Origin of the sequence: Nocardia cerradoensis NBRC 101014 (genome assembly GCF_000308535.1) — a bacterium.
GTDB lineage: Bacteria > Actinomycetota > Actinomycetes > Mycobacteriales > Mycobacteriaceae > Nocardia > Nocardia cerradoensis.
On the sequence record NZ_BAFW01000198.1, the window covers coordinates 1 to 14,806 of the forward strand.

The 14,806-nt window shown below is 68.9% G+C and carries 10 protein-coding genes and 1 pseudogene; 8 read left to right on the forward strand and 3 right to left on the reverse strand.

Annotation, left to right across the window (positions count from 1 at the left end):
• Positions 1-258, forward strand: a pseudogene (locus ON23_RS20675) (hypothetical protein); the annotation flags it as partial.
• A gap of 168 nt (positions 259-426) precedes the next feature.
• Complete coding sequence (locus ON23_RS20680) at positions 427-1,224, forward strand: SAM-dependent methyltransferase (RefSeq protein ID WP_039780189.1); 798 nt, start codon at positions 427-429, stop codon at positions 1,222-1,224.
• Between the two features lie 25 nt (positions 1,225-1,249).
• Here the strand turns inward: ON23_RS20680 and ON23_RS20685 are convergent, their stop codons facing one another.
• Positions 1,250-4,423, reverse strand: coding sequence for a carboxyl transferase domain-containing protein (locus ON23_RS20685; protein WP_039780181.1), 3,174 nt, complete (start codon positions 4,421-4,423; stop codon positions 1,250-1,252).
• A 48-nt stretch (positions 4,424-4,471) separates the two neighbouring features.
• On the opposite strand from ON23_RS20685, the gene ON23_RS20690 reads away from it, so the two are divergent.
• A complete protein-coding gene (locus ON23_RS20690) occupies positions 4,472-5,101 on the forward strand; it encodes a TetR/AcrR family transcriptional regulator (RefSeq protein ID WP_063821309.1) in 630 nt (209 codons plus the stop codon).
• A 74-nt stretch (positions 5,102-5,175) separates the two neighbouring features.
• On the forward strand, positions 5,176-5,934 hold the full coding sequence (locus ON23_RS20695; protein ID WP_039780190.1) for a MerR family transcriptional regulator: 759 nt from the start codon (positions 5,176-5,178) through the stop codon (positions 5,932-5,934).
• On the opposite strand, the gene ON23_RS20700 is transcribed toward ON23_RS20695, so the two are convergent.
• Together ON23_RS20700 and ON23_RS20705 are read right to left on the reverse strand one after the other, a co-directional pair.
• The gene (locus ON23_RS20700; RefSeq protein WP_039780183.1) at positions 5,907-6,878 is read right to left on the reverse strand and encodes an EamA family transporter; all 972 of its coding nucleotides are present in this window, start codon (positions 6,876-6,878) and stop codon (positions 5,907-5,909) included. The two genes, ON23_RS20695 and ON23_RS20700, sit on opposite strands and share 28 nt — an antisense overlap.
• A 143-nt stretch (positions 6,879-7,021) precedes the next feature.
• Positions 7,022-7,690 (reverse strand): NAD(P)H-binding protein, encoded by a 669-nt coding sequence (locus ON23_RS20705; RefSeq protein ID WP_039780184.1) that lies wholly within the window; start codon positions 7,688-7,690, stop codon positions 7,022-7,024.
• Positions 7,691-7,973: 283 nt separating this feature from the next.
• On the opposite strand from ON23_RS20705, the gene ON23_RS20710 reads away from it, so the two are divergent.
• The 4 genes from ON23_RS20710 to narI are packed head-to-tail and all read left to right on the forward strand — an operon-like array spanning position 7,974 to position 14,687.
• Positions 7,974-11,669: a nitrate reductase subunit alpha gene (locus tag ON23_RS20710; protein ID WP_174376504.1), complete on the forward strand. Its 3,696-nt coding sequence runs from the start codon at positions 7,974-7,976 to the stop codon at positions 11,667-11,669.
• Entirely contained in the window at positions 11,666-13,324 is a 1,659-nt protein-coding gene (gene narH, locus ON23_RS20715) for a nitrate reductase subunit beta (protein WP_039780185.1), read from the forward strand. The genes ON23_RS20710 and narH overlap by 4 nt, the downstream gene beginning before the upstream one ends.
• Positions 13,321-13,956, forward strand: coding sequence for a nitrate reductase molybdenum cofactor assembly chaperone (gene narJ / locus ON23_RS20720; RefSeq protein WP_039780186.1), 636 nt, complete (start codon positions 13,321-13,323; stop codon positions 13,954-13,956). Before narH ends, narJ begins: the two co-directional genes overlap by 4 nt.
• Entirely contained in the window at positions 13,953-14,687 is a 735-nt protein-coding gene (gene narI, locus ON23_RS20725; RefSeq protein ID WP_039780188.1) for a respiratory nitrate reductase subunit gamma, read from the forward strand. Before narJ ends, narI begins: the two co-directional genes overlap by 4 nt.
• Positions 14,688-14,806: the final 119 nt, after the last annotated feature.

A 14,806-nucleotide genomic window follows, 5' to 3' on the forward strand; every position in this document is an offset into this window, starting at 1 on the left:
GAGGCGACCGCGGCACAACAGCGGGCCGCCGACGATATCGCCGCCGTGCGCGCCGAAGCCGCCGCGGCCGCCGAACACGTCGCACAGCAGACCGCGGCCCGGCTGGCGGCGGTCGAGGACGCGCGCCGCCAGACCCTGGCCCGAGCCGAACGCGCCGAGGCGCAACTCGATGCCGAACTGGCGCGGCGTACCGGCACGCGGACGGCCGATTCGAGCGAATCCGGCACTGGCGCACCAGAAATGACCGATCCCCGCTGATGTGGTGAATATTCGCGCAATCAACCGGCGACGGGTCTCGAAAACCACGCCGAGACCGAGTCGATCGTCGGCTTCGGTGGGGGCCGACCGCTATGCTCGACAACTGAATCAGCCACGGCTGCGACGGGCGTCGTGGGAATCGAGAGGTGACAAGTGAACGACGACGCCATGCGAGCGCGGCAAGCAAGGCCGAGCGTGGCACGGGTATACGACTACATCCTCGGCGGGCGCGACAACTACGGCGTCGACCAGAACCTCGCCGATTACTTCATCGACTTCCTGCCCGGTTCCGAGCAGGTGGCGATCACCGCCCGGGCGGCCACGCTCCGCGCCGTACGCAGCATGTGCGCCAACGGAATTCGCCAGTTCATCGATCTGGGATGCGGACTGCCCACCAGCGAGAACGTGCACGACGTGGTGCGCCGCCAGCATCCCGACGCGCCGATCGTCTATGTCGACAACGATCCGTTCGTCGTCGCCCACGGCCGCGCGCTGCTGTCGATCGACGATCGGATCGCGGTGCTCGGTCGCGACCTGTGCCAGGTCGCGGAGATCGCCGACCATGACGATGTGAAGCGGCTGATCAACTTCGACGAACCGGTGGGTCTGCTGTTCGGCGTCGTGCTGGCCTTCGTGGAGGACAACGAGAATCCGGCCGGTGTGGTCGGCGACTGGGCCGCCCGTGTTCCGGCCGGCAGCCAGGTCTACATCTCGCATTTCCGTTCCGGGCACAACCGGGAGACCAACACCACCGAGCGGAAGGTGCTCGACGCCTTCGGGCGCGGCCGCTGGCGCAACGACGACGAGATCGAGGCACTGTTCGGCGATTTGGAACTGATCGATCCGGGCCTGCAGGCGTGCGCGCGCTGGTGGCCCGAGTCGGCCCCCGACGATTCCGGCAATGGCCGCGAACTCAGCGTGTGGGAGCAGCTGATCGTCGCGGGGCTGGCCCGCAAATCCGCATGAGCCGCACCGGGATCGGCGCCCGCGCTCAGCGCAGGGTGCCGATCCAGCGGCGCGTGTGCGCCGGATCGATCACATCATCGAGTTCGAGCACCGTCGCGGCGGTGAGCGCCTTCCCGCTCTCGTAGGCCGCGCGCACCAGATTGTCGAACGCGGCGCTGCGCTGCGCCGGATCCTCGATCGCCGCCAGTTCCTTCGCGAAACCCAGCCGCACCGCTCCCTCCAGACCCATCCCGCCGATTTCCCCCGTGGGCCAGGCGACGACGAACCGCGGGGCGCGAAACGAACCGGCCGCCATCGCCTGCGCTCCCAATCCGTAGCCCTTGCGCAGGATGACGGTGCCCCACGGCACCGACATGGCGGCCGCGTCGATGAACAGGCGGCTGAACTTCGTGACCGTGGCATGGGTTTCGGCCTCCGGCCCGACCATGAAACCCGGTGTGTCACACAGCGATACGATGGGAAGACCGTGTGCGTCGCACAGCCGCAGGAAGGCGCTGAGTTTGTCGGCGGCCGGGGCGTCGATCGCGCCGCCGAGGTGATGGCAGTCGTTGGCGATGAGCCCGAAGGGTCTGCCCTGCACGCGGATCAAGGCGGTGACCACGCTCACGCCCCAGTCGCGGCGCAATTCCAGTACCGACCCGGTGTCGGCGATCGCGGCCACGGCCGCGCGGATGTCATAGGCCCGCAGCCGATCCTCGGGCACCACATGGCGGGCCAGTCGCGAGTCCGGCTCCTCCCACGTGTCCACGGCCCCTTGGAAATAACCGAGATAGTCGCGGGCGATCGCCACCGCCTCGGCCTCGTCGGCCGCGACGATGTGCACCACGCCATTGCGGCGCTGCACCCGCACGGGGCCGATCTCCTCCGGCGCGTAGACACCCAGTCCACCACCCTCGATCATCGCGGGCCCGCCCATACCGATGTTGGCGTCGGGGGTGGCGATGACGACGTCGCACATGCCGAGCAGCGCTGCATTGCCGGCGAAACAGCGCCCGGACACGATGCCGATCAGCGGGACCGTGCCGGAGAGGGCGGCCATCGCGCGGAACGTCGTCACGTCCAGTCCGGAAATGCCCGCGTGATCGGTGTCGCCGGGCCGTCCGCCGCCGCCCTCGGTGAAGAACACCACCGGAAGTCGTTGTTCGCGTGCCAGTTCCAGCATCCGGTCGGTCTTGGCGTGATTGCGCATGCCCTGGGTTCCGGCCAGCACCGTGTAGTCGTAGGACATCACCACCGCCCGCGCGCGGTCGTGACCGAATCGGTCGGCATTGACGGTCGCGACCCCGGCGACGAGCCCGTCGGCCGGCGTCTTCGCGATCAGATCCTCGATGCTGCGCCGGGAACGTTGCGCCGCCACCGCCAACGCCCCGTATTCGACGAAACTGTCGTCGTCGACCAGATCCGCGATGTTCTCGCGGGCGGTGCGACGCCCCAGCCGGTGCCGTTTGGCGACCGCCTCCGGGCGTGTCTCGTCGAGTCCGGCACGATGGCGGGCCCGCACCTGCGCCAGATCGTCGCGTTCGGCGTCGAGATCCACGGCCGTGACGTCGGCGTCCTCGCCGTCGTGATCCGCGTCGTCCCACACCAGCAGTGCCGCATGCGGATCCACCACCGTCGCGGGCTCGGCCAGAACCCGCAGCACCCGCAACGGCTGCCCGGCGCGAACCACGTGATGCATCTTCATCGCCTCGACGACGGCGACCTCGGCGCCCGCGGCCACCACCGTGCCCGGTTCGACGACACTGATCACCGTGCCGCCCAGCGGTGAGCGCAACACCTGCTCGTCGCCGTCGTACCGGTCCACCGCCGTCGTCGCGGCCCCGACCGGAGGCGACGGCGGGGGAGCCGATTCCTCGGCCCGGGCGGCCAATTCGGCGCTGTGGCGTTCGAACCACAGCGTGTCGACCGTGGTGTCACCGGGCAAGGCGTCGAGGACGGCACGCTGCAGGGCGACCGTGGTATCGACACCGTCGATCGTGGTTTCGGCCAGGGCGTCGGCGGCCCGCCGCAGCGCCGCCGGACAGGTCGGTCCGCGCGCGATGATCTTGGCCAGCAGGGAATCGAAACCGGCGCCCTGGCGCATACCGCTGTAGGCGGCGGTGTCGACACGCACACCGGATCCGGTCGGCGGGGTGAACCGGGTGAGCACACCGGTGCTGGGCAGGACATCGCCTGTCGCGCTGAGAATTTCGGCATTGACCCGCACCTGCACCGCATATCCGCGGGTGGTGGCGGGCAGCTCGAGATCGTCGAGGCCGCGGCCCTGCGCGAGATCGAACTGCGCGGCCACCAGATCCAGGCCCGTCACCTCCTCGGTGACGGTGTGCTCGACCTGCAACCGCGGATTGACCTCCAGGAACCAGGCGGTGTCGTCGCGCACCAGGAATTCGACGGTGATCACGCCCCGGCAGCCGACTGTTTCGGCCAGTCGTATCGCCTCGGTGTGCAGGCGCTCGCGCAGATCCGGCGCGAGGGAGGGCGCGGGCGCGATCTCGATCAGTTTCTGGCGGCGCCGCTGCACGCTGCAATCGCGATCGCCGACCGCGACGGCGCGTGAACCGTCGGCGACGATCTGCACCTCGATGTGGCGGGCGTGTTCGACCAGCGCCTCGGCATAGACGGCGTCGTCACCGAACCCCGCGCGGGCCTCGGCCCGGCAGTGCGCATAGGCCTGCGCCAGCTCCTCGCGGCGGCGCACCACCCGCATGCCGCGGCCGCCGCCACCGGCGGTCGCCTTGATCATCACACCCTCGGGGTGGGCGGCGAGCAGTGCCTCGATCTGCTCGGGCCCGGCGGCGCCGGAGGTCGCGGGCAGCACCGCGACACCGGCCTGTTCCGCGGCGCGCCGCGCGGCGACCTTGTCACCGAAAATCCGCAGCACCTCCGGAGCGGGCCCGACGAACACCAGCCCCGCCGCCGCGCACGCGGACGCGAAAACGGCACTCTCGCTGAGGAATCCGTACCCCGGATGGACCAGCGCGCCCGGCCCCGCACTGCCGGCGGCCGCGACGACGGCGTCGATGTCGAGGTAGGCCGCGGCTCCCGAGCCGGGGAGCCGCACCGCCTCGTCGGCCAGCCGCACCGGCATCGCGTCCGGTTCGTCCGCCGTCGACAATGCCCGCGTGCCGTAGCCGCGCTCTCGCGCCGTACGCAACACCCGGACCGCCACTTCACCCCGGTTCGCCACCACCACCTGCATGCCGCCAGTCTGATTGACATTGACGTCAACGTCAATATGCTGGACGGTATGACGTCGCCGTGGAGTGTGCGCGCGGCCCGGGAACGCTCGGAGACCGACCGGCATCGTGCCCTGCTCGATGCCGCGGCCGAGGTCTTCATCGAACGCGGCTACGCGGCGACCACGGTCGCCGCGATCACCGCCCGGGCCGGCGTTTCCCGCGCGACGATGTATGTGTACTTCGCCTCCAAGGACGAGATCTTCCACGCCCTCGCCACACGGGTGCGCGACGAATTCCTCGCCGCCCAGGAACCCGATCTGACCGACTCCGATCCGCGAGAGATGTTGCGCGCCACCATCGAATCGTTCGCCGAAGCGGTGCTGCACGCCGGGCCGCTGCTGCGACTGATCGAGGAGCGCGGCACCGTGGACCCCCGGATCGGTGAGCTGGCCGCCGAAATCTCCGAACGCCCCATCCGCCGCTTCACGCGCTACCTGGACCGCGAACACCGCGCCGGAACCATCACCCCGGCGGCACCGGTGCGAGTCGTCGCCGAAACCGTCGGCTACGCACTGACCCGCGGCATACTCGACCGCCGGGCCGATCCGCCGCCCGCGCGCGCCCGGTATCTCGAACAGATGCGGCGAATCGCCGAAACCCTGCTCGGGCTGCGCCCGGCCGCCGAGAATTCGGCTTGACCTTCACGTTACGGCAACTTCTACCGTCGAAGACGAGGCCGGAGAGACCGGCCTCAGGACAGATGGGAAGCACCATGAGCTGGTCGATCGCGGAGGTGGCGAAGATGTCGGGAGTCACCGCCCGCACCTTGCGCCACTACGACGACATCGGCCTGCTCACCCCGGCCCACGTGGGCGGCAACGGCTATCGCTACTACGACGAGGACAGCCTGCTGCGGCTGCAGCAGATCCTCGTGCTGCGGGAGCTGGGACTCGGTCTCGCCGAGATCGCCGAGGCCGTCGACTCCGAACCGGACACGCTGGCGGCGCTCAAACGCCAGTACACCCGGCTGCTCGCCGAACGCGATCGGCTGGGACGGATGGCCGAGACCGTGGCACGCACCATCGCCGAACTCGAAGGGAACAAGGAGATGTCAGTGCAGATCAACCGCCCGGAAAATCTGTTCGCGGGCTTCGATCACACGCAGTACGACGACGAGGCCCGCCGGCGCTGGCCCGAACAGTTCGAGCAGTCCCGGCAGGCGAGCGCCGATATGACCGCCGAGGATGTCGAGCGCATGCAGCGGGAACTGACCGCGACGATGATCCGGATGGCCGAGTTCATGGCCGCCGGGACACCGGTCGAGGACGCGGCGGTGCAGGCCGAAATCCACACGCAGTACGAGGGGATCCGCCGGTTCTGGACCCCGAACCGCAGCGCCTACATCTGCCTCGGCCAGATGTACGTCGACGACGAACGGTTCAAGGCGAACTACGACCGGATCGCGGCCGGCCTGGCCGAATACCAGCGCGACGCCATGGCCGTCTACGCCGAGCAGCGACTCACCGACTGATCGGCGCCGACGGCGGCCGCCTCGCCGCGGCGCACGACGAGCACGCCGGTGAGGACCAGCACCCCGCCGAGAAGCTGGACGGGGTGCGGAGCCTCACCGAGCAGGGCCCACGCGAAGATCAGGGCCGCCACCACTTCGAGCAGGCCGGTGAACGCCGCGGCGCGGGAGCCGAGCAGGCGGGTGGCGGCAATGCCGGCGACGTAGGCGAGGGCGGCGGTCACGGTGCCGAGGATCGTGATCGGCAGCCACCACGGCACCGTGACACCCTGATACACAACGGGTTTCGTGGTCGCGGCCAGTGGAAGAACGCCCGCTCCGCCCGCGGCGAGCAGCCCGAGCCCACCCACCAGCAGTCCGCCCGCGGCCAGCACCGTTCCCGGCAGCGTGCCGTCACCGCGCGCGGACAGCAGGAAATAGGCGACCCCGCAGGCCATGGCGAGAAGGGCCCACACGATGCCGATCCGATCGGCCGCGGCACCCGAACGCAGATCGATCACCAGCACCAGCCCGGCCAGGCCGAGGAACGCACCGACCACTGTCGGCGCCGCCGGCCGTTGGTGGTGGCGCAGCCACAGCCAGCCGACCACCGCGATCGGGGAGGTGTATTGGATCAGCAACGCCTGCCCCACCGCCAGATGCGCGACGGCGGTGAAATAGGCCAGCTGCACCCCGGCGATCGCCACCAGACCGTACCCGACGAGCAGAAACACGTTGTCGCGCACCAATTTCCAGTTCCCACGCAGCTGGGCGGCCGCGACGGGCGCGAGTGCCACGGCGGCGACGAGAACCCGCACGATCACCACCGCCGCCGAACTCCACCCGGCACCCATCAGGCCGCGAGCCACGGGGCCGGACAGTGCGAACGCCACCGCCGACACCACCGCGCAACTCGTACCGGAGCCCAGCCGCCGCCCGGTGCCACCGTCGGGTGCCATCCTCGACATGCCCGAGAACGCTAGGCCCGACGACGTCGGCTGTCACATGATTTTGCGGCGGAGGACGCGGCGGAGGACATCGCCCCGGCGAACAGAGGCGGCCGGAATCGGCAACGGACATCGGCGACCTGTGCGCCGGGGCAGCGCCACGCTCAGCTGCGGCGAGTGGTCGCCGCCACCAGTTCTGCCACCGCATCGGCGACCGGAGTGCTGCCGCCGGTGAGCTCCACGATGACCCGGTTCAGCGCGGGTTCGTGCAGGGCCGCGTCGATGAAGGCGGCGACATCGTCGCGGGCGACCGACCCGTATTCGATGGCCAGGCCGGCGGTGACGGTGCCCGAACCCGGATCGTCGAGCAGCGTGCCCGGGCGGACGACGATCCAGTCGAGCGCGGTGTGGGTCAGATGGACGTCCGCGGACTTCTTCACCCGCATGTAATGCTCGAATCCCGCGGAGGTTTCGCGGTCGCGGCCGGCGTCGGGGAATACCGACACCAGCACGAAGCGCGAGACGCCCGCCTGCGCCGCGGCGGCGGCCGCCTTCTCCAATCCGGCGCCGTCGATCGCCGTGGTCTTGTCGGGGCCGGTGCCGTGTGCGCCCGCGGAGAACACCACGGCGTCATGGCCGGCGATCTTGGCCGCCAAATCCTCGACGGTGTCGTGGATCAGGTCGCCGGCCACCGGCGTCGCCCCGGTCGCCGCCACCGTCTCGGCCTGTTCGGGATTGCGGTGCATACCGGTGACCTGGTCACCGCGGCCGGTCAGCCGTTGCGCGAGGCGGCGGCCCACGCCGCCCGCCGCGCCGATCTGGAACACCTTCACGAGTGATCACCTCTCTGTCGGCGAGTGCGGTCCACTGCCGATTGTGGACTCCACGCCGGCACGCACCGCGCCCGGGTGCGCCCTATCGGCCGCGGCGAGTACGGAAATACCTGATCGTGGTCTGTGAGTGCTCCGAGATCGCTGGAAGCCCCCGATTTCGACTCCGTATCCGTTGCCGCCGAAATACGCCGATTGCCAATGATTAGCGATTACGGTGCCAGTGTTCGTGTGACGGTGTGAGGCGATCGCGCGGGACGCCGCGATCCGGGCGAGAGGCGGGCAGATGGCACGGACCGCACGCGGGAACGGCGCGGCCCTGGATTCGGAAGTGACGGCAGCGCTGATTCGCAGCCGCCGGTTCTTCACCCGCGCCACCGTTTCCGCGGATCTGCGCACCGAATACGTGCACGGCGGCCGCCAGGCCGACGAGTTCTACCGCGAACGCTGGGCCCACGACAAGGTGGTGCGCTCCACGCACGGTGTCAACTGCACCGGATCGTGTTCGTGGAAGGTGTATGTCAAGGACGGCATCATCACCTGGGAGACCCAGGCCACCGACTACCCGTCCGTCGGTCCCGACCGCCCCGAATACGAGCCCCGCGGCTGCCCGCGCGGCGCGGCGTTCTCCTGGTACACCTATTCACCCACCCGCATCCGCTACCCGTACATCCGCGGCGTGCTGCTCGAGATGTATCGAGAAGCCAAGGCACGCACCGGCGATCCGGTCACCGCCTGGGAATCGATCGTCTCCGATCCCGAGGCCGCCCGGCGCTACAAGAGCGCGCGCGGCCGCGGCGGACTGGTCCGCGCGGGCTGGGAGGAGGCGGTGGAGCTGGTGGCCGCCGCTCATGTGCACACCATCAAAACCTATGGGCCCGACCGGGTTGCGGGTTTCTCACCGATTCCCGCCATGTCGATGGTGTCGTTCGCGGCCGGGTCGCGGTTCATCTCGCTGATCGGCGGCTCGATGCTGTCGTTCTACGACTTCTACGCCGATCTTCCCGTCGCCTCCCCGCAGGTCTTCGGCGACCAGACCGATGTGCCCGAGTCCGGAGACTGGTGGGACGCCGGCTATCTCATGATGTGGGGCTCGAACGTTCCGGTGACCCGCACCCCGGATGCGCACTGGATGACCGAGGCCCGCTATCGCGGCCAGAAGGTGATCGCCATTGCGCCCGACTACGCCGACAACGTGAAATTCGCCGACGAATGGCTCGCCCCGCATCCGGGCACCGACGCCGCCCTGGCAATGGCGATGGGGCATGTGATCCTGCGGGAATTCTTCGTCGACCGGCAGGTACCGTATTTCGAGGACTACGTGCGCCGGTTCACCGATCTGCCGTTCCTGGTGCGGCTGAACGACAGCGACGGCGCGTACCGCCCCGGAAAATTCCTCACCGCCGCCGATCTCGACGAATTCGCCCGCACCGAACATGCCGAATTCAAAACCGTCCTGCTGGATCAGCGGGGAAATCCGGTGGTGCCCAACGGATCTCTCGGATTCCGCTACGGCGCCGACGGCGCCGGCCGCTGGAATCTGGAGTTGCACGGTGTGACGCCCGCATTGTCGGCCGCCGGTGACCGGGCGGTGGTGGTGGAACTGCCGCGCTTCGACACCGCCGACGGCGCCGCGGCCGTCCTGCGGCGGGGTGTTCCGGTGCGCACGGTCGGCGGCCATCTCGTCACCACGGTGTTCGATCTGATGCTGGCCCGCTACGGTGTGCGGCGCGAGAGCCTGCCGGGGGAGTGGCCCACCGGTTACGACGATGCCGCCCAGCCCGGTACTCCCGCCTGGCAGGAGGCGATCACCGGGGTGCCGGCCGCCGCCGCGGCGCGCATCGGCCGCGAATTCGCCGCCAATGCCGAACAGACCCAGGGCCGTTCGATGATCATCCTCGGCGCCGGCACCAACCACTGGTTCCACTCCGACACCATGTATCGCACGTTCCTGGCTCTCACCACCCTCACCGGCTGCCAGGGACGCAACGGCGGCGGCTGGGCGCACTATGTCGGCCAGGAGAAGTGCCGGCCCGTCACCGGGTGGGCGACGGTGGCCAACGCCACCGACTGGACCCGCCCGCCGCGGCACATGAACCAGACCGTCTACTGGTACCTGCACACCGATCAGTTCCGCTACGATCCCTTCGCCGCCGACACCCTCACCACGACCACCGGTCCGGGTGACCTGTCCGGGCGCAGCACCGCCGATCTCATCGCGCAGGCGGCCCGTATGGGCTGGACCCCCTCGTATCCGACCTTCGACCGCAATCCCCTCGACCTGGCCGACGAGGCCGAGCGCGCGGGCCGCGCTCCCGCGGACCATATCGTCGACCAGTTGACGCGGGGAAAGCTGCGGTTCGCCTGCGAGGATCCCGACAATCCGGCGAATTTCCCTCGCGTGCTGTCGATCTGGCGTTCCAATCTGCTCGGTTCCTCCGCGAAAGGCAACGAATACTTCCTGCGCCATCTGCTGGGAGCGGACTCCTCGCTGCGCGCCGAGCAAGCCCCGCCGGAGGCCCGGCCGCGCGACGTGGTGTGGCACGAGCGGGCACCGGAGGGGAAACTCGATCTGCTGCTGACACTGGATTTCCGGATGACCAGCACCACGATGTACTCGGATGTGGTGCTGCCGGCCGCGACCTGGTACGAGAAATACGATCTGTCCTCCACCGATATGCACCCGTTCGTCCATTCGTTCAGTCCGGCGATCGCGCCGCCGTGGCAGACCCGCACCGACTGGGACGCGTTCTCGAGCATCGGCGCCGAATTCAGCCGCTTGGCGCGTCGGCACCTGGGGGTGCGCACCGATATCGTCGCGACACCCCTGCTGCACGACACCCCCGACGAGCTCGCCACCCCGCACGGTACGGTGCGGGACTGGAAAACCGGTGCCTGCCAACCGGTTCCGGGTCTGACGATGCCGCGGCTGACTGTGGTCGAACGTGACTACGGCGCGGTCCGGGCGAAGATGGGCGCACTCGGGCCACTGGTCGACCGGCTCGGCGCGGCCACCAAGGGCGTCACCTTCGACGTGGGCCGGGAAGTGTCGGACCTGGCCGCGCGCAACGGCATCGTGCGTGGCGGGCCGGGCGCCGGACGCCCCAGCCTCGAACGCGATATCGACGCCTGCGAGGCGATCCTGGCATTGTCCGGCACCACCAACGGCCGCCTCGCCGTGCAGGGCTTTCGCACCCTCGAGCAGCGCACCGGCACCCCGCTGGCCGATCTGGCCGCCGAACACGCGGGCACGCGCATCACCTTCGCCGACACCCAGGTCGCGCCGGTGCCCGTGATCACCTCCCCGGAATGGTCCGGATCCGAAAGCGGCGGGCGGCGCTATTCGCCGTTCACCGTCAACGTCGAACGCGCCAAACCATGGCACACCCTCACCGGACGCCAGCACTTCTATCTCGATCACGACTGGATGGCCGAGGCCGGTGAGCAGTTGCCGGTCTTCCGGCCGCCGCTGGACATGTCGGCGCTGTTCGACGAACCGCGAGTGGGTGAGCACGGTGAGCGCGGACTCTCGCTGCGCTATCTGACCCCGCATTCGAAATGGTCCATCCACTCCGAATATCAGGACAACCTGTTGATGCTGAGCCTGTCGCGTGGCGGTCCCACGATCTGGATCTCCGATCGGGACGCCGCGAAACTCGGTGTGCGCGACAACGAATGGATCGAGGCGGTCAACCGCAACGGTGTCGTGGTGGCCCGCGCGGTCGTCTCACATCGCATGCCCGAAGGCACGGTGTACATGCATCACGCCCAGGACCGATTGATCGACGTGCCGCTGGCCGAAACCTCCGGCAAGCGCGGCGGCATCCACAATTCGCTCACCCGGCTGCTCATCAAACCCACACATCTCATCGGCGGCTACGCGCAATTGTCGTTCGCCTTCAACTATCTCGGCCCCACCGGCAATCAACGCGACGAAGTGACCGTGATCCGCCGCCGCGGCCAGGAGGTGACCTACCGATGAAACCCATGGCGCAGCTGGCGATGGTGATGAACCTCGACAAATGCATCGGCTGCCACACCTGCTCGGTGACCTGCAAACAAACCTGGACCAACCGCGCCGGAGTCGAATACGTCTGGTTCAACAACGTGGAAACCCGTCCGGGACAGGGTTATCCGCGCTCCTACGAGAATCAGAGCCGCTGGAAAGGGGGCTGGGTCCTCGACCGCAAGGGCCGGTTGCGGCTGCGGCGCGGCGGCCGCATGCGGACACTGTTCACCATCTTCGACAATCCGACCCTGCCCGAACTGTCGGACTACTACGAACCGTGGACCTACGACTACGACACGCTGACCACCGCTCCGCTGCAACGGCATCCACCGGTCGCGCGGCCGCGCTCGCTGATCACCGGCCGCGACACCGCCATCACCTGGTCGGCCAACTGGGACGACAATCTGGGCGGCGCCCCCGAACTCGCCGCGGCCGACCCGCTGCTGGACGAGATCGGCGACAAGGTCAGATTCGAGTTCGAGCAGACCTTCATGTTCTATCTGCCGCGCATCTGCGAACACTGCCTCAACCCCGCCTGTATGGCGGCGTGTCCGTCGGGGGCGATCTACAAGCGCGCCGAGGACGGCATCGTGCTGGTCGATCAGGACCGGTGCCGCGGCTGGCGGATGTGCGTGTCGGGATGCCCGTACAAGAAGGTGTATTTCAACCACCGCACCGGTAAGGCGGAGAAGTGCACCTTCTGTTTCCCGCGGCTCGAGGTCGGCCTGCCGACGGTGTGCGCGGAAACGTGTGTGGGACGGCTGCGCTATATCGGCGTGCTGCTCTACGACGCGGACACCGTCACCGATATCGCGTCCACCCCGGACGAACGCGATCTGTACGCCGCGCAACGCGACGCCCTTCTCGATCCGTTCGATCCGCAGGTGATCGCGGCGTGTGAACGCACCGGAATTCCGCGCGACTGGGTGCAGGCCGCGCAACGGTCCCCGGTCTACGCGCTGATCCGCACCTATCGCGTCGCGCTGCCGCTGCATCCGGAATACCGCACCGTGCCGATGGTCTGGTACATCCCGCCGCTGTCACCGGTGGTGGATGTTCTGCGCGATACCGGCCACGACGCCGAGGACCACGGCAATCTGTTCGCCGCGATCGAGGCCCTGCGCATCCCCGTCGACTATCTGGCGCAACTGTTCACCGCGGGCGACACCGCACCGGTCGAGGCGGTGCTGCGGCGAATGGCGGCGATGCGCAGCTATATGCGCGATGTCAATCTCGGCCGTCCGCCACGCCCGGAGATCGCCACCGCCGCCGGCATGTCCGAGGAACAGCTCTACGACATGTATCGGCTGCTGGCGCTGGCGAAATACGAGCAGCGCTACGTCGTTCCGACGGCTCATGCCGAACAGGCGCACGGGCTCGAGGAACTCGCCACCGAATGCGATCTGGACCGCGACGGCGGCCCGGGGATGGGCGGCTGGGGTCCGTTCGGCGAAAGCTCCGGCGGGCCCACTCCGGTCGCGGTGGAGAACTTCCGCATGTTGCAGGACCGTCAGACCGCCGACGCGCCCACCTCGCGACCGACGCGGGTGAACCTGCTCAACTGGGACGGGCGCGGACGGCCGGAGGGCCTGTTACCGCGGCGGCGGGGCGGGAGGCATCGCCCATGACCCGCACGACGACCCGCTGCGCGGCATGGCAGATCCAGTCGCTGCTGCTCGGCTACCCCGATGCGGCGCTGCTGGATTCGCTTCCGCTGCTCACCCGGGCGACGGCGGCGCTGCCGATCGCGGTCGGCGCCCCTCTGCGTCCGCTGCTGTCGCACCTGGCGAGCACTCCGCCGATGCCGCTGGGCAGCGAATACGTCGACACCTTCGACCACCGCAAGCGGTTCAGCCCCTATCTCACCTACTTCTCCCACGGCGACACCCGCAAACGCGGAATGGCGTTGCTGCGCCTCAAACAGCTCTACCGCCGCGCCGGGTGGCAACTCGACGACGCGGAACTACCCGACCATCTGGCCGTCGTCCTCGAATTCGCCGCCACCGAGCCGGACGCCGGACTGCGAGTGCTGACCGACCACCGCGCCGGCGTCGAGGTCATGCGAGCAGCCTTGCGCGAGTACGGGTCTCCGTGGGCCGGGGTGTTGGATTCGGTGTCGGCCACATTGCCGCCGCTGCGTGGCACCGACAGCGAGGCCGTCGCCCGGCTCATCGCCGCCGGACCGCCCGGTGAGGAGGTCGGCACCGAGCCGTTCGCGCCACCCACCTACATGCCGACGCCGATCGGAGGCCGCCGATGACCGTGAGCGCGATCGACGTGCTGCTGTGGGTGGCAGTGCCGTACGCGGCGACGGCTATCTGCGTGGTGGGGCTGATCTGGCGTTACCGCTACGACAAATTCGGCTGGACCACCCGGTCCTCGCAACTGTACGAGAACCGGCTGCTGCGACTGGGCAGCCCGCTGTTCCACTACGGCATCGTGTTCGTATTCCTCGGTCACGTCCTGGGCCTGGTGATCCCGCAGTCGTGGACCGAGGCGATCGGGATCAGCGAAAGCGCCTATCACATCGTGTCGTTCAGCCTCGGCGCGGTCGCCGGCATCGCGACGGTGGCCGGTCTGGGCATCCTGATCTACCGCCGCCGCACCGTCGGCTCGGTGTTCTCCGCGACCACCCGCAACGACAAGATCATGTATGTGCTGCTGGGCCTGACTCTGGCGCTCGGCCTCGCCGCCACCGTCTACGGCAACGCGACCGGCGATCCGCACAACTATCGCACCGACGTGTCGCCGTGGTTCCGGTCGCTGTTCTACCTCGACCCGCACCCCGAGCTGATGGCCGGGGCGCCGCTGGGCTTTCGGCTGCACGCGCTCTCGGCCTGTGCGCTGTTCGCGTTCTGGCCGTTCAGCCGGCTGGTTCACGTATTCTCCGCGCCCGTCGGCTATCTGACGCGGCCGTATCTGGTCTATCGCAGCCGGGACGTGTCGCTCGGGGCGCACCGGCCGCCGCGCGGCTGGGAACGGGTGCAATAGCGCTGAGGTAGTTGTCCGGATCAGAGCGTGCCCGGATGCGGTCGCAGCAGCACCGGCGCCCCGTGGGCGGGCACGTTGGTGATGTTGCGGATGCGCCCGCGTTCGCGGGTACGCACGGG

Excerpts from the sequence above, each read along its gene's own strand:
- ON23_RS20695 (WP_039780190.1), top strand. The coding sequence starts at position 5,176 with ATGAGCTGGTCGATCGCGGAGGTGGCGAAGATGTCGGGAGTCACCGCC.
- ON23_RS20685 (WP_039780181.1), bottom strand. The coding sequence starts at position 4,423 with ATGCAGGTGGTGGTGGCGAACCGGGGTGAAGTGGCGGTCCGGGTGTTG.
- narI (WP_039780188.1), top strand. The coding sequence starts at position 13,953 with ATGACCGTGAGCGCGATCGACGTGCTGCTGTGGGTGGCAGTGCCGTAC.
- narJ (WP_039780186.1), top strand. The coding sequence starts at position 13,321 with ATGACCCGCACGACGACCCGCTGCGCGGCATGGCAGATCCAGTCGCTG.
- narH (WP_039780185.1), top strand. The coding sequence starts at position 11,666 with ATGAAACCCATGGCGCAGCTGGCGATGGTGATGAACCTCGACAAATGC.
- ON23_RS20680 (WP_039780189.1), top strand. The coding sequence starts at position 427 with ATGCGAGCGCGGCAAGCAAGGCCGAGCGTGGCACGGGTATACGACTAC.
- ON23_RS20690 (WP_063821309.1), top strand. The coding sequence starts at position 4,472 with ATGACGTCGCCGTGGAGTGTGCGCGCGGCCCGGGAACGCTCGGAGACC.
- ON23_RS20710 (WP_174376504.1), top strand. The coding sequence starts at position 7,974 with ATGGCACGGACCGCACGCGGGAACGGCGCGGCCCTGGATTCGGAAGTG.
- ON23_RS20700 (WP_039780183.1), bottom strand. The coding sequence starts at position 6,878 with ATGTCGAGGATGGCACCCGACGGTGGCACCGGGCGGCGGCTGGGCTCC.